The sequence below is a fragment of the Actinoplanes sp. DH11 genome, assembly GCF_020873875.1.
In the GTDB taxonomy this organism is placed as follows: domain Bacteria; phylum Actinomycetota; class Actinomycetes; order Mycobacteriales; family Micromonosporaceae; genus Actinoplanes.
The window spans coordinates 81,979-100,278 of the sequence record NZ_JAHWGU010000022.1 but is presented as its reverse complement, the minus strand read 5'-3'; the positions used below and the strand labels follow the sequence as shown (position 1 = coordinate 100,278).

Here is an 18,300-nt window from a genome sequence, read left to right as displayed (position 1 = left end):
GTAACTGGTTTGACGACCGGTCCCGCAGACCGGCACCCGAGGGAGAGCTGCCGCGTCTCTGAGCGGCCCCGTCCCGGGTTGACTGCGTTTGAGCAGGTCAGCGCCGGCAGGGGCAGGTTCCGCGGGCGACCTCGGGTGTGGGCTGGACAGCGGTTAGCCGAGCGGCTACACTGCTAGTTTGCGCTGCCTTCTGTCTTGATGCCTGTCGGGATATCCATCTGGATTGATTCCCGGGGGCTCATTGGAGTGCACGCAGACCAGTTGCATCAGCAACTCAGCCGCATAGCAGCACCGGTCCTCGGAAGGACGCATCTTGGCAGCTTCCCGCCCTGCGAAGACCAGCCGTACGTCGAGCGCTTACGCACCCCGCCGGGTCTCTTTCGGCCGGATCACCGAGCAGCTAGAGGTCCCCAACCTCCTCGCCCTCCAGACGGACTCGTTCGACTGGCTGGTCGGTAACGAGGCTTGGCAGGCCCGGACGACGGACGACCCGCACGCCCACTCGGGCCTCGCAGAGATCCTCGAAGAGATCAGTCCCATTGAGGACTTCTCCGGCACCATGTCGCTGTCCTTCTCAGCTCCGCGCTTCGACGAGGTCAAGGCCTCGATCGAGGAGTGCAAGGAGAAGGACCTGACCTACTGTGCCCCGCTGTTCGTGACCGCGGAGTTCACCAACAACACCACTGGCGAGATCAAGAGCCAGACCGTGTTCATGGGTGACTTCCCGATGATGACCCCCAAGGGGACGTTCGTCATCAACGGCACCGAGCGGGTCGTGGTGAGTCAGCTCGTCCGTTCGCCGGGCGTGTACTTCACCAAGGAGCCGGACAAGACCTCCGACCGCGACCTCACCAGCGTCAAGGTCATCCCGAGCCGGGGTGCCTGGCTGGAGTTCGACATCGACAAGCGCGACACCGTGGGTGTCCGCATCGACCGCAAGCGCCGGCAGGCCGTCACCGTCCTGCTGAAGGCGATCGGCTGGTCCGCCGACCAGATCCGTGAGCGCTTCGGCTGGTCCGAGCTGCTCATGACGACGCTGGAGAAGGACCACATCGCCGGGCAGGACGAAGCCCTGCTCGACATCTACCGCAAGCTGCGTCCCGGCGAGCCCCCCACCCGGGAGAACGCGCAGACCCTGCTCGACAACCTCTTCTTCAACCCGAAGAGGTACGACGTCGCCAAGGTCGGCCGGTACAAGTTCAACAAGAAGCTCGAGATCGACGTCCCGATCGTCCGGGGCACGCTCTCCGAGGAAGACATCGTCAAGACCGTGGACTACCTCTGCCGGCTGCACGCCGGTGAGGAGGGCTACGAGGCCGACGACATCGACCACTTCGGCAACCGCCGTCTGCGGACGGTCGGCGAGCTCATCCAGAACCAGGTCCGCGTCGGCCTGTCCCGGATGGAGCGCGTCGTCCGTGAGCGCATGACGACGCAGGACGTCGAGGCGATCACGCCGCAGACCCTGATCAACATCCGTCCCGTGGTGGCGGCGATCAAGGAGTTCTTCGGCACGTCGCAGCTGTCGCAGTTCATGGACCAGACCAACCCGCTCGCGGGTCTGACCCACCGTCGCCGTCTCTCGGCGCTCGGCCCGGGTGGTCTGTCCCGTGAGCGGGCCGGCTTCGAGGTCCGTGACGTGCACCCGTCGCACTACGGCCGGATGTGCCCGATCGAGACGCCCGAGGGTCCGAACATCGGTCTGATCGGCGCGCTCTCGACGTTCGCGCGGGTCAACCCGTTCGGCTTCATCGAGACGCCGTACCGGAAGGTCGAGAACGGTGTCGTCACCGACGAGGTGCACTACCTCACGGCCGACGAGGAAGACCGTTTCATCAAGGCCCAGGCGAACGCCGTGCTGTCCAGTGACAACACGTTCGCCGAGGACCGCGTCCTGGTCCGCCGTAAGGGCGGTGAGGTCGACTACGTGCCTGGCTCGCAGGTCGACTACATGGACGTGTCGCCGCGGCAGATGACCTCGGTCGCGACCGCGATGATCCCGTTCCTCGAGCACGACGACGCCAACCGTGCCCTCATGGGCGCGAACATGCAGCGTCAGGCTGTTCCGCTGGTCAAGGCGGAGTCGCCGCTGGTCGGCACCGGCATGGAGTACCGGGCCGCTGTCGACGCCGGTGACGTGGTCGTCGCCGAGGTCGGCGGTGTGGTCGAGGACCTGTGCGCCGACTACGTGACGGTCCACCAGGACGACGGTCACCGCCGGACCTACCTGCTGCACAAGTTCCGCCGCAGCAACGCCGGCTCCTGCGTCAACCAGAAGCCGGTCGTCTTCGAGGGCGACCGCGTGGAGGCCGGCCAGGTCATCGCCGACGGTCCCTGCACCGACGAGGGCGAGATGGCCCTCGGACGCAACCTGCTGGTCGCGTTCATGTGCTGGGAAGGCCACAACTACGAGGACGCGATCATCCTGTCGCAGCGCCTCGTGCAGCAGGACGTCCTCACCTCGATCCACATCGAGGAGCACGAGGTCGACGCCCGCGACACCAAGCTGGGCCCGGAAGAGATCACCCGCGACATCCCCAACGTCAGCGAGGAAATGCTCGCCGACCTGGACGAGCGCGGCATCATCCGGATCGGCGCGGAGGTCGTCCCCGGCGACATCCTGGTCGGGAAGGTCACGCCGAAGGGCGAGACCGAGCTGACCCCGGAGGAGCGGCTGCTGCGCGCGATCTTCGGTGAGAAGGCCCGGGAGGTCCGGGACACCTCGCTGAAGGTTCCGCACGGCGAGACCGGCACCGTCATCGGTGTCCGCACGTTCTCCCGCGAGGACGGCGACGAGCTGCCCCCGGGTGTGAACGAGCTGGTCCGGGTCTACGTCGCGCAGAAGCGGAAGATCCAGGACGGTGACAAGCTCGCGGGCCGGCACGGCAACAAGGGCGTCATCTCCAAGATCCTCCCGGTCGAGGACATGCCGTTCCTCGAGGACGGCACCCCGGTCGACATCGTGCTCAACCCGCTCGGTGTCCCGTCGCGTATGAACATCGGCCAGGTCCTGGAGACCCACCTCGGGTGGATCGCCAAGACCGGCTGGCAGGTCGAGGGTGAGGACGCCGACTGGAAGCGTCAGCTCCGCGCCATCGACGCCCACGAGTCCCCTGCTGACAGCAACGTCGCGACCCCGGTCTTCGACGGTGCCCAGGAGGAGGAGATCAAGGGTCTGCTCGAGTCGACGCTGGTGAACCGGGACGGCAAGCGCCTGGTGAACGGTGACGGCAAGGCGCAGCTGTTCGACGGCCGCTCCGGTGAGCCGCTGCCGGACCCGATCTCGGTCGGCTACGTCTACATCCTGAAGCTGAACCACCTGGTCGACGACAAGATCCACGCGCGGTCGACCGGTCCGTACTCGATGATCACGCAGCAGCCGCTCGGTGGTAAGGCCCAGTTCGGTGGCCAGCGGTTCGGCGAGATGGAGTGCTGGGCGATGCAGGCCTACGGTGCGGCTTACGCACTGCAGGAGCTGCTCACCATCAAGTCCGACGACGTCCTGGGCCGCGTGAAGGTCTACGAGGCCATCGTCAAGGGCGAGAACATCCCGGAGCCGGGAATCCCGGAGTCGTTCAAGGTGCTGCTCAAGGAGCTGCAGTCGCTGTGCCTCAACGTTGAGGTGCTCTCCAGCGACGGCGTGGCCCTGGAAATGCGCGAGACCGACGACGAGGTCTTCCGGGCCGCGGAGGAACTCGGCATCGACCTGTCCCGACGCCCGAACGAGGGCGTCAGCAGCGTCGAAGAGATCTGACGGTAAACGTCCCCGGGGTTCGCGCCCCGGGGACGTTCCCGCCGGCCTGGAATTCACCCGAGCAACGAAACACGAGGGATAGTCCAAGTGCTCGACGTCAACTTCTTCGACGAGTTGCGTATCGGCCTGGCGACCGCTGACGACATCCGGCAGTGGTCGCACGGCGAGGTCAAGAAGCCTGAGACGATCAACTACCGCACCCTCAAGCCGGAGAAGGACGGACTCTTCTGCGAGAAGATCTTCGGTCCGCAGCGGGACTGGGAGTGCTACTGCGGTAAGTACAAGCGCGTCCGGTTCAAGGGCATCATCTGTGAGCGCTGCGGCGTCGAGGTGACCCGCTCCAAGGTCCGCCGTGAGCGGATGGGGCACATCGAGCTGGCCGCGTCCGTCACGCACATCTGGTACTTCAAGGGTGTGCCGAGCCGGCTGGGTTACCTGCTGGACCTCGCGCCCAAGGATCTTGAGAAGATCATCTACTTCGCTTCGTACGTGGTGACGAGCGTTGACGCCGAGGCGCGTCACCGTGACATGTCCACCATCGAGAACGAGATCTTCGCCGAGAAGCGCCAGTCCGAGAACGGCCGTGACTCCGAGATCGAGAAGCGGGCCGCCAAGCTGGAGCAGGACCTCGCCGAGCTCGAGGCCGAGGGTGCCAAGGCCGACGTGCGCCGCAAGGTCAAGGAAGCCGGCGAGCGCGAGATGCGCCAGATCCGGGACAAGGCTCAGCGCGAGATCGACCGGCTCGACGAGGTGCTCGACACCTTCCGCAAGCTCGACTCCAAGCAGCTGGTCACCGACGAGCTGCTCTACCGCGAGCTCCGCGACCGCTTCGGTGAGTACTTCACCGGCGGCATGGGCGCGGAGGCCATCAAGGCCCTGCTCGAGAACATGGACCTGGACGCCGAGGCGGAGAACCTCCGGGAGATCATCCGCACCGGTAAGGGCCAGCGGAAGATCCGGGCGCTCAAGCGGCTCAAGGTCGTCGCGGCGTTCCTGAACACCCGCAACTCGCCGCTCGGCATGGTCCTGGACTGCGTCCCGGTCATCCCGCCGGACCTGCGCCCGATGGTGCAGCTCGACGGTGGCCGCTTCGCGACGAGCGACCTGAACGACCTGTACCGCCGGGTCATCAACCGCAACAACCGCCTCAAGCGACTGATCGACCTCGGCGCGCCCGAGATCATCGTCAACAACGAGAAGCGGATGCTGCAGGAGGCCGTCGACGCGCTGTTCGACAACGGCCGCCGTGGCCGGCCGGTCACCGGTCCGGGTAACCGCCCGCTCAAGTCGCTCTCCGACATGCTCAAGGGCAAGCAGGGCCGGTTCCGTCAGAACCTGCTCGGCAAGCGCGTCGACTACTCCGGCCGTTCCGTCATCGTCGTCGGCCCCCGGCTCAAGCTGCACCAGTGCGGCCTGCCGAAGCAGATGGCGCTGGAGCTGTTCAAGCCGTTCGTGATGAAGCGCCTGGTCGACCTGAACCACGCGCAGAACATCAAGTCGGCCAAGCGCATGGTCGAGCGTCAGCGCCCGGTCGTGTGGGACGTGCTGGAAGAGGTCATCAGCGAGCACCCGGTGCTGCTGAACCGCGCACCGACCCTGCACCGTCTCGGCATCCAGGCCTTCGAGCCGCAGCTGGTCGAGGGCAAGGCGATCCAGATTCACCCGCTCGTCTGCACCGCGTTCAACGCGGACTTCGACGGTGACCAGATGGCGGTCCACGTGCCGCTGTCCGCCGAGGCCCAGGCCGAGGCGCGGATCCTGATGCTGTCGTCGAACAACATCCTCAAGCCGGCCGACGGCAAGCCGGTCACCATGCCCACCCAGGACATGGTCATCGGTCTGTACCACCTGACCCACCTCACGCCCGGTGCCAAGGGCGAGGGCCGGGTGTTCAGCTCGGACGCCGAGGCCCGGATGGCGTACGACAACGGCGAGCTGCACCTGCAGGCGCCGATCAAGCTCCGCCTCCAGGGTGTCGTCGGTGTCGACAACGGCGCCAAGGGCGAGCCGTGGGTCGCGCCGGAGGAGTGGACCGAGGGTGACCAGGTCACCGTCGAGACCACCCTGGGCCGCGTGATCTTCAACGAGACGCTGCCGGTGGGCTATCGGTACGTCAACTACGAGATCCGCAAGGGTCAGCTGTCGGCGATCGTCAACGACCTCGCCGAGCGCTTCCCGAAGGTCGTCCTCGCGGCGACCCTGGACGCGCTCAAGGAGGCCGGCTTCCACTGGGCCACCTGGTCCGGTGTGACGATCGGCATGGGCGACGTCATCGGCCCTCCGCGCAAGCCGGAGATCCTGGCCCGCTACCAGGTCGAGGCTGACCGGATCGACAAGCAGTACCAGCGTGGTCTGATGACCGCCGAGGAACGTCGCGGCGAGCTCATCGAGATCTGGACCAAGGCGACGAACGAGATCTCCAAGGAGATGGAGACCGCGCTGCCGCAGGAGAACCCGCTCTGGGTGATGATCAACTCCGGCGCTCGCGGTAACCTCCTCCAGCTCCGGCAGATCGCCGCGATCCGTGGTCTGGTGGCCAACCCCAAGGGTGAGATCATCCCGCGGCCGATCACCTCGTCGTACCGCGAGGGTCTGACCGTGCTGGAGTACTTCATCTCCACCCACGGTGCCCGTAAGGGTCTGGCCGACACCGCGCTGCGTACCGCCGACTCGGGTTACCTGACCCGTCGTCTGGTGGACGTCTCGCAGGACGTCATCATCCGCGAGGAGGACTGCGGCACCGACCGCGCGATCCCGATGGCGGTGGGCGAGCGGGAGCCGGACGGCACCCTGGTCGTGCACACCCACGCGGAGACCGGCGTCCACGCCCGGACGCTTGCCGACGACATCGACGACGCCAACGGCAACCGGGTGGTGTCGCGCGGTGACGACCTCAACTCGATCCTGGTCGACAAGCTGGTCGCGGCGGGCGTCGAGAACGTCCGGGTGCGCAGCGTCCTGACCTGTGAGTCGAAGCTGGGTGTCTGCGCGGCCTGCTACGGCCGGTCGCTGCCGACCGGCAAGGCGGTCGACATCGGCGAGGCGGTCGGCATCATCGCCGCCCAGTCCATCGGTGAGCCCGGTACGCAGCTGACGATGCGTACCTTCCACACCGGTGGTGTCGCGGGTGAGGACATCACCCAGGGTCTGCCGCGTGTCCAGGAGATCTTCGAGGCCCGCGTTCCCAAGGGCAAGGCGCCCATCGCCGACACCCCGGGACGCATCCGCATCGAGGACGGCGAGCGTTCGCGCAAGATCGTCGTGATCCCGGACGACGGCTCCGACGAGATCGTGTACGACAAGATCTCGAAGCGGGTCAAGCTGCGGGCGCACGACGGCGACCACGTCAACGTCGGCGAGAAGCTCACCGAGGGCACCATCGATCCGCACGAGCTGCTGCGCATCATGGGCCCGCGCGCGGTCCAGGTCCACCTGACCAGTGAGGTCCAGGAGGTCTACCGCTCGCAGGGTGTGCTCATCCACGACAAGCACATCGAGATCATCATCCGCCAGATGCTCAAGCGGGTGACGGTCATCGACTCCGGCGCGACCGAGTTCCTGCCGGGCGTGCTGGTCGACCGGGCGCTCTTCGAGTCGGAGAACCGCCGGCTCGTCGGCGAGGGTGGCGAGCCTGCCGCCGGTCGCCCGGTGCTGATGGGTATCACGAAGGCGTCGCTCGCGACCGACTCGTGGCTCTCCGCGGCCTCCTTCCAGGAGACCACCCGGGTGCTCACCGACGCTGCGATCAACTCGCGCAGCGACTCGCTGGTGGGCCTCAAGGAGAACGTCATCATCGGTAAGCTCATCCCGGCCGGTACCGGTATCTCCAAGTACCGCAACATCCGGGTCGAGCCGACCGAGGAGGCCAAGGCGAAGGTGTACTCGATGACCGGGTACCCGGAGACCGACTACGGCTTCGGGCCGGCCAGCGGGCAGGCTGTGCCGCTGGACGACTTCGACTTCGGGTCGTACCGCTAAGGATTGACGACGATGGGGCGGTCGCGCATGGCGCGGCCGCCCCATCGGTGTTCCTAGAATGGGCCGGGTGACCGTTCCTGTCGTGCCTGCCCGCCACCCGCTGGACCCGGAGCCGGTGCCCGCCACGAAATCGCGGGCGGTCTTCGCGCTGGGCCTTGTCGGGTTGCTCACCGGACCGTTCGTCGGCGGTGTCATTCCGGCCACCCTGGCACTGCTGCTGGCCCGTCAGAGCCACCGTGAGGCGTACACGGCCGGCGGCTACCTCACCGGTACGGCGTGGATCCGGCGCGGCCGGCGGCTCGCCTGGGCGGGTCTGGTGCTGGCGCTCACCTCCCTGGTGGTAGCCGTGATCGTCGGTCTGCTGCATCTGGCCGCGGCGCCCGGCGGCCAGGACTTCGCGCCCGGCACCGACTGACCGCGGCCGGTTGCGGCGCCTCGGGCGGGATGCGGCCCGGCGCGTACGGGTGACATGCTTTGGCCATGACCCAGCCGCCGCAGTCGTTCTACGGCCCGCCACCGCAGCCCTTCCACGGCCCGCCTCCGGTGGCGCCGCCCGCCGCGGGCTGGGAGCTGGAACGGGTGGACGCGGTCGGCGGTACCGGGTTCGGTCTGGCGCAGCTGCGTGTCGTGCCGATCACCTCGGGTCCGGCGATCGGTTCGCTGGCTGCCGGCATCGGTGCGATCTTGGTCTCGGTGGTGGCGATCTGCTTCGGCGCGCTCGGCGCCAGCGAGGGCTGGGGCCCCTGGGTGGGCGGCGCGTTCACGCTGCTCAGCGTCCTGGCCGGCGGGGGAGCGGTGGCCGCCGGGATGATCGCCCTGCGGCAGATCCGCAGGTCCGGGCAGCCCGGCCGGGTTCGCTTCACCGGCCGCGGGGTGGCGATCTCCGGCATCGTCTGCGGGGCGTCCGGCGCGGGAATAGGACTGCTCGGTTTGTTGCTGGGACTGATGTTGCAGATGTCCTGAACGGCCGGGCACCGGCCCTGCGGATCATGTGATGGCCATCGCGCGCCGGGGGTGCGCGCGCTGGATCCGGCACCGCGGCGATGCCGCGCCGGAGCACCCGGTACACTGGTATACGGAGATGTCCATCGTGGGAGCCTGATCTGATTTTGACCTGGGTGCCCAAGGTGGGTAATCTTTCCCTTCGTGCCCGGGCTCGCCCGGGCAACTCGTGCGTGCACCCGAATCGGAACGTACGACGGGTTTGCAGCACGACGGGCGGAGCTCGGTGAGAGTTGCCGTCCCGACAAAGACAAGACCCGGTGCGCGTGGGTAACACGCGCGGCGGGACCGTGAGCCGGACGACACGCCCGACCGCGGGTGCCGGACTCGTCCACCTGGGCGGGCCGGCACACAGAGGCAGAAACACTCGGTGCGGCCGTATAACAGGAACGGCCGAAGGGAGCGGAGAAACCCGGTGCCCACGATCCAGCAGCTGGTCCGCAAGGGCCGCCAGGCGAAGACGAGCAAGACGAAGACGCCGGCGCTGAAGGGAAGTCCTCAGCGGCGCGGCGTGTGCACGCGCGTGTACACCACTACCCCCAAGAAGCCGAACTCTGCGCTGCGCAAGGTCGCTCGTGTGAAGCTGAGCAGCCAGATCGAGGTCACGGCGTACATCCCGGGCGTCGGTCACAACCTGCAGGAGCACTCCATCGTGCTCGTGCGTGGCGGCCGTGTTAAGGACCTTCCGGGCGTCCGTTACAAGATCGTCCGTGGTTCGCTGGACACCCAGGGTGTCCGCAACCGCAAGCAGGCCCGCAGCCGTTACGGCGCGAAGAAGGAGAAGAGCTGATATGCCGCGTAAGGGACCCGCTCCGCGCCACCCTGTGGTCGCAGACCCGGTGTACAACTCCCCGCTGGTGACTCAGCTGGTCAACAAGATCCTGGTCGGCGGCAAGCGTCAGCTCGCCGAGCGCATCGTGTACGGCGCCCTCGAGGGTGCCCGCGACAAGAGCGGTGGCACCGACCCGGTGGTCATCCTCAAGCGCGCGATGGACAACGTGAAGCCGACCCTCGAGGTCCGCAGCCGCCGCGTCGGTGGCGCGACCTACCAGGTCCCGGTCGAGGTCCGCACCCCGCGTCAGACCACGCTCGGCCTGCGCTGGCTCGTCCAGTACTCCAAGGCCCGTCGTGAGAAGACCATGATCGAGCGCCTGCAGAACGAGCTCCTCGACGCCAGCAACGGCCTCGGTGCCGCAGTCAAGCGTCGCGAGGACACCCACAAGATGGCGGAGTCCAACAAGGCCTTCGCGCACTACCGCTGGTAAGACCCTGCTGAGGCCCGGCCACTCGCCGGGCCATGGCAGTCGTACCGGTCCACGAGACGACGACGAAGAAAAGTAGGGATGGAAGTGGCCGCCGCAGACGCGCTCGCCAATGTTCGCAACATCGGCATCATGGCGCACATCGACGCTGGTAAGACCACGACGACCGAGCGAATCCTGTTCTACACCGGCATCACGTACAAGATCGGTGAGGTCCACGAGGGCGCCGCCGTCATGGACTGGATGGAGCAGGAGCAGGAACGCGGTATCACCATCACTTCCGCCGCCACCAAGTGCGAGTGGAAGGGTCACACGATCCAGATCATCGACACGCCCGGCCACGTCGACTTCACGGTCGAGGTCGAGCGGTCGCTGCGTGTGCTCGACGGTGCGGTGGCGGTCTACGACGGCGTTGCCGGCGTCGAGCCGCAGACCGAGAACGTCTGGCGGCAGGCGGACAAGTACAACGTCCCCCGGATGTGCTTCGTCAACAAGCTCGACCGGACCGGTGCCGACTTCTTCCGCTGCGTGCAGATGATGATCGACCGGCTGAACGCCACCCCGCTGGTTCTTCAGATCCCGATCGGGCTCGAGGGCGACCACATCGGCGTCGTCGACCTGATCAACATGCAGGCGCTCACCTGGCGCGGGGAGACCCAGAAGGGTGAGGACTACGCGATCGAGGAGATCCCGGCCGACCTGGCCGACTCCGCGGCCGAGTGGCGCGAGAAGCTCATCGAGACCCTCGCCGACGTCGACGACGCCGTGATGGAGAAGTACCTCGAGGGCGAGGAGGTGTCGGTCGAGGAGATGAAGGCCGCCATCCGCCGCGCCACGATCGCCAGCAAGGCCAACCCGGTGCTCTGCGGCTCGGCGTTCAAGAACAAGGGTGTGCAGCCGATGCTGGACGCCGTTGTGGACTTCCTGCCGTCGCCGCTGGACATCCCGGCCATCGAGGGCACCGCGACCGACGGCGAGACGCCGCTGCTGCGCAAGCCGTCGAACGACGAGCCCTTCTCGGCCCTGGCCTTCAAGATCCAGACCGACAAGCACCTCGGCAAGCTGACCTACGTCCGGGTCTACTCCGGCACGCTCGAGACCGGTACCCAGGTGATCAACTCCACCAAGGACCGCAAGGAGCGCATCGGCAAGATCTACCAGATGCACGCGAACAAGCGTGAGGAGCGCACCACCGCGCAGGCCGGCGACATCATCGCCGTCCAGGGTCTGAAGCAGACCACCACCGGTGACACGCTCTGCGACCCGGCCAAGCCGGTCATCCTGGAGTCGATGACGTTCCCGGAGCCGGTCATCCAGGTCGCCATCGAGCCGAAGACCAAGTCGGACCAGGAGAAGCTGGGCACCGCTATCCAGCGTCTCGCCGAGGAGGACCCGACCTTCCGCGTCTTCAACGACGAGGAGACCGGGCAGACCATCATCGCCGGCATGGGCGAGCTGCACCTCGACATCCTCGTGGACCGCATGCGGCGCGAGTTCAACGTCGAGGCGAACATCGGCAAGCCGCAGGTGGCGTACCGCGAGACCATCCGCGGCACGGTCGAGAAGCTCGACTACGTCCACAAGAAGCAGACCGGTGGCTCCGGCCAGTACGCGAAGGTCATCGTCCGGGTGGAGCCGCTGACGCTCGACGCGGACGGCCCGACCTACGAGTTCGTGAACGCCGTCACCGGTGGTCGCGTGCCGAAGGAGTTCATCCCGTCGGTCGACGCCGGTGCGCAGGACTCGCTCCAGTACGGCGTTCTCGCCGGCTACCCGCTGGTGGGTGTCAAGTTCACGCTGCTCGACGGTCAGTACCACGAGGTTGACTCGTCCGAGATGGCGTTCAAGATCGCCGGCTCCATGGCAATGAAGGAAGCGGCCCGCAAGGCCGACCCGGCACTGCTGGAGCCGATGATGTCCGTCGAGGTCACCACGCCCGAGGACAACATGGGTGACGTGATCGGCGACCTCAACTCCCGTCGTGGCATGATCCAGTCGATGGAGGAGCGTCACGGCGCCCGCGTCGTCAAGGCTCTGGTGCCGCTCTCGGAGATGTTCGGCTATGTCGGCGACCTTCGGTCGAAGACTGCCGGCCGGGCAAGCTACAGCATGCAGTTCGACTCCTACGCCGAGGTTCCTGGGAACGTGGCAAAGGAGATCATCGCCAAGGCTACGGGCGCTTAATCCCCCGCCGGACGCGTTGAGGCACGTGCGGTCCGTCGAGGACCGCACGTGCACGAGCAGTCGACAGAGTCCTGAGCGCCTTATCGGCGTGCCGGGCGAAAAGTAATGATCAGTCCACAGGAGGACACCAGTGGCGAAGGCGAAGTTCGAGCGGACTAAGCCGCACGTCAACATCGGCACCATTGGTCACATCGACCACGGTAAGACGACGCTGACTGCGGCCATCACGAAGGTCCTGCACGACGAGTACCCGGACCTGAACCCCTACACGCCGTTCGACGAGATCGACAAGGCGCCGGAGGAGAAGGCCCGCGGCATCACGATCTCGATCGCGCACGTCGAGTACCAGACCGCGTCGCGTCACTACGCGCACGTGGACTGCCCCGGCCACGCCGACTACATCAAGAACATGATCACCGGTGCCGCTCAGATGGACGGCGCGATCCTGGTCGTGGCCGCCACCGACGGCCCGATGCCGCAGACCAAGGAGCACGTGCTCCTGGCCCGCCAGGTCGGCGTTCCGTACATCGTCGTCGCCCTGAACAAGAGCGACATGGTCGAGGACGAGGAGCTCCTGGAGCTCGTCGAGCTCGAGGTCCGCGAGCTGCTCAGCACCTACGAGTTCCCGGGCGACGACCTGCCGGTCGTGCGCGTGTCGGCGCTCAAGGCGCTCGAGGGCGACCCGGAGTGGACCGGCAAGCTCATGGAGCTGATGAACGCGGTCGACACCGCGATCCCGCAGCCCGAGCGTGAGACCGAGAAGCCGTTCCTCATGCCGATCGAGGACGTCTTCACGATCACCGGCCGTGGCACCGTGGTGACCGGTCGCGCCGAGCGTGGCATCCTCAAGCCGAACGAGGAGGTCGAGATCGTGGGTATCCGCGAGAAGTCGACCAAGACCGTTTGCACCGGCATCGAGATGTTCCGCAAGCTGCTCGACGAGGCCCGCGCGGGTGAGAACGTCGGCCTGCTGCTCCGCGGCATCAAGCGCGAGGACGTCGAGCGCGGCATGGTCGTCGTGAAGCCGGGCACCTCTACTCCGCACACGGAGTTCGAGGGCCAGGTCTACATCCTCTCGAAGGAGGAGGGTGGCCGGCACACCCCGTTCTTCCAGAACTACCGGCCGCAGTTCTACTTCCGCACCACGGACGTCACCGGCGTCGTCACGCTGCCCGAGGGCACCGAGATGGTCATGCCCGGCGACTCCACCTCCATGTCCGTGAAGCTGATCCAGCCGATCGCCATGGAGCAGGGCCTGAAGTTCGCGATCCGTGAGGGTGGCCGCACCGTCGGCGCCGGCACGGTCACGAAGATCAACGTCTAATTGGCGGTTTGTTCACGGCGATGAGCCCTGAACGACCCTCATGGTGACCCCGATTAGCATTGCTGGCGAGAATCCGGCATACTAGTCAGGTTGCGTCCGCGCGGGGTGGGTAGCTGTCCGAGTCAAGACCGCTCGACAGTTGCCCACCCTCGCCGGGTGTCCGGGTGTGGTTCGTTTGCCGCCCGACACCCTAGATCCCCGTGATCGATCCGCTTCAGGCAACTGAGGCGGAGTCAGAGTGCCCAGCATTCTGAGGCAAGGCGCGACACGCCCGACCGCGGGGGTCGGACAACGCAGGATCAACGGTCCTGCGGGCATGCGGAGGCCACCCGCTTCCGCACGTAGCGGCATCGAGAGAAGGAAACAGAAGCCACCATGGCGGGACAGAAGATCCGCATCCGGCTCAAGGCCTATGACCACGAGGTCGTCGACTCCTCGGCACGGAAGATCGTCGAGACTGTGACGCGTACCGGGGCGCAGGTCGCGGGACCGGTGCCGCTGCCCACGGAGATCAACCGTTTCTGCGTGATCCGTTCGCCGCACAAGTACAAGGACTCGCGCGAGCACTTCGAGATGCGCACGCACAAGCGGCTGATCGACATCATCGACCCGACTCCGAAGACGGTCGACTCGCTCATGCGCCTCGACCTGCCGGCTGGCGTCGACATCGAGATCAAGCTGTAGGGATCCGGACAAATGGACAGGCAAGTAAAGGGGATCCTGGGCGCCAAGCTCGGCATGACCCAGGTCTGGGACAACAACAAGGTCGTCCCGGTGACCGTGGTGCAGGCCGGCCCGTGCGTCGTGACCCAGGTCCGCACCGATGAGAAGGACGGCTACTCCGCTGTCCAGCTGGCATACGGCTCGATCGACCCGCGCAAGGTCAACAAGCCTGAGGCCGGCCACTACGCCAAGGCCGGTGTGTCGCCGCGCCGCCACATCGTCGAGCTGCGCACCACCGACGCCGGCGAGTACGAGCTCGGCCAGGAAGTGACTGTCGACGGCTTCGCCGTCGGCGCGTCCATCGACGTCACCGGCAAGACCCGCGGTAAGGGCTACGCCGGTGTCATGAAGCGTCACGGCTTCCACGGTCTGCGTGCCAGCCACGGTGTCGAGCGCAAGCACCGCTCGCCCGGCTCGATCGGCGCCTGCGCGACCCCCGGCCGCGTCTTCAAGGGCGTCCGGATGGCCGGTCGCATGGGTGGCCAGCGCTTCACCGTGCAGAACCTGACCATCCAGGCGGTCGACAACGAGCGCAACCTGATCCTGGTCAAGGGTGCTGTGCCCGGTCCCAAGGGCGCGCTGATCCTGGTCCGTACCGCAGCGAAGAAGGGCGGTGCCAAGTGAGCTCGGTTGACGTGATCAACGCTGAGGGCAACAAGGCCGGCTCGGTCGATCTGCCGGGCAACGTCTTCGACGTCCAGGCGAACATCCCGCTGATGCACCAGGTCGTCGTGGCGCAGCTCGCCGCGGCCCGCCAGGGCACGGCGAAGGCCAAGACGCGTGGCGAGGTCGCCGGTGGCGGCAAGAAGCCGTACAAGCAGAAGGGCACCGGTCGCGCCCGTCAGGGCTCGATCCGCGCGCCGCAGTTCACCGGTGGTGGCGTCGTGCACGGCCCCGTGCCGCGCGACTACAGCCAGCGGACCCCGAAGAAGATGAAGGCTGCCGCTCTGCGTGGCGCCCTCTCCGACCGGGCCCGGGACGGCCGCGTGTTCGTCGTCGAGGCCTTCGTCACCGGCGAGACGCCGTCGACCAAGGCCGCCGTCGCGACGCTGCGCAAGGTCGCCCAGACGACCAAGGTTCTCGTCGTCCTGGACAGCCAGGACGAGCTGAACTGGGTCTCGCTGCGTAACGAGCCGACGGTGCACCTCATCGAGGCCGGCCAGCTGAACACCTACGACGTGCTTGTCGCGGACGAGGTCGTGTTCACGAAGGCCGCGCTCGACGAGTTCCTGGGCGGTTCCGCCGAGACGTCCGAGGAGGGCGACAAGTGAGCACGATCGCCGACCCGCGCGACATCATCGTCGCCCCGGTGGTCTCCGAGAAGAGCTACAGCGTTCTCGACCAGAACTGGTACACGTTCCTCGTCCACCCGGACGCGAACAAGACCCAGATCAAGATCGCGATCCAGCAGATCTTCAACGTCCGCGTGCTGTCCGTGAACACCGCGAACCGTGAGGGCAAGCGCAAGCGCACCCGCACCGGTTGGGGTCAGCGCAAGGCCACCAAGCGCGCGATGGTGAAGCTGGCTGACGGTGACCGCATCGAGGCCTTCGGCGGCCCGGTCAGCTAAGGGGTTCATGAATCATGGCTATCCGTAAGTACAAGCCGACCACGCCGGGCCGTCGCGGCTCGAGCGTCGCCGACTTCGCTGAGATCACCCGGTCGACGCCGGAGAAGTCTCTGCTGGTCCCGCTGCCCAAGAAGGGCGGCCGCAACGTTCACGGCCGGATCACCACCCGGCACCAGGGCGGCGGCCACAAGCGGCAGTACCGGCTGATCGACTTCAAGCGGAACGACAAGGACGGCGTGCCGGCCAAGGTCGCTCACATCGAGTACGACCCCAACCGCACCGCTCGCATCGCGCTGCTCCACTACGCCGATGGCGAGAAGCGCTACATCGTGGCGCCGAAGGACCTCAAGCAGGGTGACCGGGTGGAGTCGGGCGTTGGCGCCGACATCAAGCCCGGCAACAACCTGCCGCTGCGCAACATCCCGGTCGGTACGACGGTCCACAACGTGGAGCTTCGTCCCGGCGGTGGCGCCAAGCTGGCCCGTTCGGCCGGCGTCGGCATCCAGCTGCTCGGCCGTGAGGATGTGTACGCCACGCTGCGTATGCCCTCCGGCGAGATCCGTCGCGTCGACGTGCGCTGCCGCGCCACCGTCGGCGAGATCGGCAACGCCGACCAGTCGAACATCAACTGGGGCAAGGCTGGTCGTATGCGGTGGAAGGGCAAGCGCCCGACCGTCCGTGGTGTCGCCATGAACCCTGTCGACCACCCGCACGGTGGTGGTGAGGGTAAGACCTCGGGTGGTCGCCACCCGGTGAACCCGGCGGGTAAGCCTGAGGGCCGTACCCGTCGCAAGGGCCAGCCGAGCGACAAGCTGATTGTTCGCCGCCGCTACGCCACCCGCAAGCGCGGGTAACGGGAGTAGAAGATGCCTCGCAGCCTGAAGAAGGGCCCGTTCGTCGACGACCACCTCCTCAAGAAGGTGGAAGTCCAGAACGAGAAGAACTCGAAGAACGTCATCAAGACCTGGTCGCGACGCTCGACGATCATTCCCGACATGCTCGGGCACACGATCGCCGTGCACGACGGGCGCAAGCACGTCCCGGTGTTCGTCACCGAGGCCATGGTCGGGCACAAGCTGGGCGAGTTCGCTCTGACCCGTACGTTCAAGGGTCACGAGAAGGACGACCGCAAGAGCCGTCGTCGCTAAGCAGATACACGGATTAGAGGATCAAGGAGCTACAGCGATGCCAGTCAAGGGCGACGCTCCGGTGCTTCCGGGCGCGCGGGCGGTTGCGCGACACGTGCGCATCTCGCCGAACAAGGCGCGCCGGGTGATCAACCTCGTCCGCGGTCTGCCCGCGAAGGAGGCGCTCACTGTCCTGCAGTTCGCACCGCAGGCCGCCAGCGAGCAGGTTTACAAGGTGCTCGCCAGCGCCATCGCGAACGCGGAGAACAACGAGCGGCTCGACCCCGACGCCCTCCTCGTGAGTGAGGCGTTCGTCGACGAGGGTCCGACGCTCAAGCGGTTCCGGCCGCGGGCGCAGGGCCGGGCGTACCGGATCCGCAAGCGCACCTGTCACATCACCATCGCGGTCGAGGCGGTCCAGGCGACCCGCCCGGCGAAGAAGGCCACGGCGCAGAAGGCTGACAAGCCGGCTGAGCCGCAGGCTGCCGAGTCCCAGAGCACGGAGGGTGCCGAGTAATGGGTCAGAAGGTTCACCCCACCGGGTTCCGCCTCGGCATCTCCACCGACTGGAAGAGCCGTTGGTTCGCGGACAAGCTCTACAAGGACTACATCGGCGAGGACGTCAAGATCCGCCGCATGATGTCCAAGGGCCTCGAGCGCGCCGGCATTTCCAAGGTGGACATCGAGCGGACCCGCGACCGGGTTCGGGTCGACATCCACACCGCCCGGCCGGGCATCGTCATCGGCCGTAAGGGTGCGGAGGCCGACCGGATCCGTGGCGAGCTCGAGAAGCTCACCGGCAAGCAGGTCCAGCTGAACATCCTCGAGGTCAAGAGCCCCGAGTCGGACGCTCAGCTCGTGGCGCAGGGCGTCGCCGAGCAGCTGTCCAGCCGGGTCAGCTTCCGCCGGGCGATGCGCAAGGCCATGCAGTCGGCCATGAAGAACCCGATCTGCAAGGGCATCCGGGTGCAGGTCTCCGGCCGCCTCGGTGGCGCGGAGATGAGCCGCACGGAGTTCTACCGTGAGGGTCGCGTCCCGCTGCACACGCTTCGCGCCAACATCGAGTACGGCTTCTTCGAGGCCCGTACCACGTTCGGCCGGATCGGCGTGAAGGTCTGGATCTACAAGGGCGACGCCGTTCCGGGTCGCGAGGTCGCCACCGAGGCGCCCGCGCGTCCGCGCCGGGACCGCGCCGACCGTCCCGAGCGTCCGCGTCGTGGCCGTTCCGGTTCGTCCGGCACGACCGCGGGTGGCACCGAGGCCGGCCGCGCTGCGGCTGCCCAGGCCAAGGCCGACACCCCGACTGGCGAGTCGGTGAGCGACGCGGCTGTCGCCGCGGCGCCGGCGACCGCCGAAACGCAGCAGGAGGGCTGACA

General features: G+C 67.0%; 16 protein-coding genes. All 16 read left to right on the top strand.

The features are described from left to right. Positions 1-313: 313 nt before the first annotated feature. Complete coding sequence (locus LPA41_RS28460) at positions 314-3,754, top strand: DNA-directed RNA polymerase subunit beta (protein WP_229073971.1); 3,441 nt, start codon at positions 314-316, stop codon at positions 3,752-3,754. A gap of 87 nt (positions 3,755-3,841) precedes the next feature. Further along, positions 3,842-7,732 (top strand): DNA-directed RNA polymerase subunit beta', encoded by a 3,891-nt coding sequence (locus LPA41_RS28455; protein ID WP_229073970.1) that lies wholly within the window; start codon positions 3,842-3,844, stop codon positions 7,730-7,732. Between the two features lie 58 nt (positions 7,733-7,790). After that, positions 7,791-8,147, top strand: coding sequence for a hypothetical protein (locus LPA41_RS28450; RefSeq protein ID WP_374238220.1), 357 nt, complete (start codon positions 7,791-7,793; stop codon positions 8,145-8,147). 65 nt (positions 8,148-8,212) lie between these two features. Continuing rightward, positions 8,213-8,695 carry a hypothetical protein gene (locus LPA41_RS28445; RefSeq protein ID WP_229073968.1) on the top strand — a complete coding sequence of 161 codons (483 nt, stop codon included), beginning with the start codon at positions 8,213-8,215 and terminating at the stop codon, positions 8,693-8,695. A gap of 454 nt (positions 8,696-9,149) precedes the next feature. Next, entirely contained in the window at positions 9,150-9,524 is a 375-nt protein-coding gene (gene rpsL / locus LPA41_RS28440) for a 30S ribosomal protein S12 (RefSeq protein ID WP_014440718.1), read from the top strand. Position 9,525: 1 nt separating this feature from the next. Beyond that, complete coding sequence (gene rpsG / locus LPA41_RS28435) at positions 9,526-9,999, top strand: 30S ribosomal protein S7 (RefSeq protein WP_229073967.1); 474 nt, start codon at positions 9,526-9,528, stop codon at positions 9,997-9,999. Positions 10,000-10,083: 84 nt separating this feature from the next. Continuing rightward, complete coding sequence (gene fusA, locus LPA41_RS28430) at positions 10,084-12,180, top strand: elongation factor G (RefSeq protein ID WP_374238219.1); 2,097 nt, start codon at positions 10,084-10,086, stop codon at positions 12,178-12,180. Between the two features lie 130 nt (positions 12,181-12,310). Next, positions 12,311-13,504: an elongation factor Tu gene (gene tuf, locus LPA41_RS28425; RefSeq protein WP_229073965.1), complete on the top strand. Its 1,194-nt coding sequence runs from the start codon at positions 12,311-12,313 to the stop codon at positions 13,502-13,504. Positions 13,505-13,879: 375 nt separating this feature from the next. Continuing rightward, positions 13,880-14,188, top strand: a complete 309-nt coding sequence (gene rpsJ, locus LPA41_RS28420; protein WP_007073037.1) for a 30S ribosomal protein S10 — start codon at positions 13,880-13,882, stop codon at positions 14,186-14,188. 12 nt (positions 14,189-14,200) lie between these two features. Continuing rightward, a complete protein-coding gene (gene rplC / locus LPA41_RS28415) occupies positions 14,201-14,851 on the top strand; it encodes a 50S ribosomal protein L3 (RefSeq protein WP_229073964.1) in 651 nt (216 codons plus the stop codon). Further along, positions 14,848-15,498, top strand: coding sequence for a 50S ribosomal protein L4 (rplD, locus tag LPA41_RS28410; protein WP_229073963.1), 651 nt, complete (start codon positions 14,848-14,850; stop codon positions 15,496-15,498). Before rplC ends, rplD begins: the two co-directional genes overlap by 4 nt. Then, positions 15,495-15,797, top strand: a complete 303-nt coding sequence (gene rplW / locus LPA41_RS28405) for a 50S ribosomal protein L23 (protein WP_014440724.1) — start codon at positions 15,495-15,497, stop codon at positions 15,795-15,797. The genes rplD and rplW overlap by 4 nt, the downstream gene beginning before the upstream one ends. 14 nt (positions 15,798-15,811) lie before the next feature. Further along, positions 15,812-16,651, top strand: a complete 840-nt coding sequence (rplB, locus tag LPA41_RS28400; protein ID WP_229073962.1) for a 50S ribosomal protein L2 — start codon at positions 15,812-15,814, stop codon at positions 16,649-16,651. Positions 16,652-16,663: 12 nt separating this feature from the next. Beyond that, positions 16,664-16,945 carry a 30S ribosomal protein S19 gene (rpsS, locus tag LPA41_RS28395; RefSeq protein ID WP_014687760.1) on the top strand — a complete coding sequence of 94 codons (282 nt, stop codon included), beginning with the start codon at positions 16,664-16,666 and terminating at the stop codon, positions 16,943-16,945. Between the two features lie 37 nt (positions 16,946-16,982). Continuing rightward, entirely contained in the window at positions 16,983-17,441 is a 459-nt protein-coding gene (rplV, locus tag LPA41_RS28390; RefSeq protein WP_229073961.1) for a 50S ribosomal protein L22, read from the top strand. Further along, positions 17,441-18,298 (top strand): 30S ribosomal protein S3, encoded by an 858-nt coding sequence (rpsC, locus tag LPA41_RS28385; RefSeq protein ID WP_229073960.1) that lies wholly within the window; start codon positions 17,441-17,443, stop codon positions 18,296-18,298. Before rplV ends, rpsC begins: the two co-directional genes overlap by 1 nt. The last annotated feature ends 2 nt before the right edge of the window (positions 18,299-18,300 follow it).

Excerpts from the sequence above, each read along its gene's own strand:
- rplC (WP_229073964.1), top strand. The coding sequence starts at position 14,201 with ATGGACAGGCAAGTAAAGGGGATCCTGGGCGCCAAGCTCGGCATGACC.
- LPA41_RS28450 (WP_374238220.1), top strand. The coding sequence starts at position 7,791 with ATGGGCCGGGTGACCGTTCCTGTCGTGCCTGCCCGCCACCCGCTGGAC.
- rpsJ (WP_007073037.1), top strand. The coding sequence starts at position 13,880 with ATGGCGGGACAGAAGATCCGCATCCGGCTCAAGGCCTATGACCACGAG.
- rpsG (WP_229073967.1), top strand. The coding sequence starts at position 9,526 with ATGCCGCGTAAGGGACCCGCTCCGCGCCACCCTGTGGTCGCAGACCCG.
- rpsC (WP_229073960.1), top strand. The coding sequence starts at position 17,441 with ATGGGTCAGAAGGTTCACCCCACCGGGTTCCGCCTCGGCATCTCCACC.
- rplB (WP_229073962.1), top strand. The coding sequence starts at position 15,812 with ATGGCTATCCGTAAGTACAAGCCGACCACGCCGGGCCGTCGCGGCTCG.
- rpsS (WP_014687760.1), top strand. The coding sequence starts at position 16,664 with ATGCCTCGCAGCCTGAAGAAGGGCCCGTTCGTCGACGACCACCTCCTC.
- LPA41_RS28445 (WP_229073968.1), top strand. The coding sequence starts at position 8,213 with ATGACCCAGCCGCCGCAGTCGTTCTACGGCCCGCCACCGCAGCCCTTC.
- rplV (WP_229073961.1), top strand. The coding sequence starts at position 16,983 with ATGCCAGTCAAGGGCGACGCTCCGGTGCTTCCGGGCGCGCGGGCGGTT.